The 1046-nt window shown below is 42.7% G+C and carries 1 protein-coding gene and 1 pseudogene; one reads left to right on the forward strand and one right to left on the reverse strand.

What is annotated here, in order from left to right:
- Nucleotides 1-150 precede the first annotated feature (150 nt).
- Nucleotides 151-432 carry a DUF2325 domain-containing protein gene (locus tag B2633_RS16250; protein ID WP_483171737.1) on the reverse strand — a complete coding sequence of 94 codons (282 nt, stop codon included), beginning with the start codon at nt 430-432 and terminating at the stop codon, nt 151-153.
- Between the two features lie 477 nt (nt 433-909).
- Between B2633_RS16250 and B2633_RS16255 the strand changes: the two are divergent.
- Nucleotides 910-1046: pseudogene (locus B2633_RS16255) on the forward strand (cysteine synthase A); the annotation flags it as partial.

Genomic DNA, 1046 nt, shown 5'->3' on the forward strand with positions numbered 1-1046 from the left:
TTTGTTTTTTAGTTTATCGCCGGCAGGGAATTACCGGCTCGTACAATGTCAATGATTGGAGGAAACACTGTGCTCGCTTTCTCCCAGTCACCGAACGTGCCTTCGTAATGCCGCAAAATAATTCCCTCCTGGTTATAGAAAATGAACTGTTTAGCTGGCCTGGCTAAAAAAAACGGTTTTTCTAAAAATAATGGGAATCCCTCTGGATTTGGCCTGCTTTTTCACCCGGTTCATGAGTCCGTGGCTTATGTAGTTTAAATTTAGAATGATTAAGTCTACGTTCTTGGGGATCTCGCGATTTTGGGTCGAGTGATTTCGCCCCTTCCAATGGATGATCTCTTTGGCCCCTTCAGCGTATAGCTTTTTGGGAACCGCGCCCAGATGATCCGCACCCACGAAAAGAACCTTTTCCACTTTCTGTCTTGCTCCCATTTTTTTCCCCCTTTCATAACAATTACCTGCCGGTAATCTGATGAAGGCCCTACAATGTCTAAAATAAGAAGGGCCAAGACGGCTGCTGCATCCCGGCCTCCAGTTGTCTGGTCAAACCAAAACCAAGTAAACATACTGAAATAATATATTATAATAAATGCTAAAATCTTATATTCGATTTGTCAAGGGGAAAGTTCGAATATATTTCGATTACAATTTCTTTAGGGCCAGCTCGGTGTATTCGTCTATACATAATCAGGGGATATTAGAATATACTTTCGGGTTGCATCCGTTCATGGCGTGCTGCTTCAGTATCGGGCGGGTGAATGCTGCAGGCGGCCTATCCGCTATCGTGAGCCGCCATTACACAAATCTATTAAAACTGCATTGACAAAGACAGCGGCGCATGTTATAAATAAGCCATGTAATCCAATTGAAATAGTAGGTTATAAGTTAAGATTATTGGAGGGAAAATGAATGGCCAAAATAGCAAAAAACCTTACCGACCTCATCGGAAACACGCCCCTATTGGAGTTGTCAAATTACAACCAGTACAATCACTTGAACGCCCGAGTGATTGTTAAATTGGAGTATTTTAATCCAGCCGGCAGTGT

This window comes from Syntrophomonas sp. UBA1041 (assembly GCF_002316705.1).
In the GTDB taxonomy this organism is placed as follows: domain Bacteria; phylum Bacillota; class Syntrophomonadia; order Syntrophomonadales; family Syntrophomonadaceae; genus DTU019.

Coding starts and splice junctions, on each gene's coding strand:
- B2633_RS16250 (WP_483171737.1), bottom strand. CDS start 432: ATGGGAGCAAGACAGAAAGTGGAAAAGGTTCTTTTCGTGGGTGCGGAT.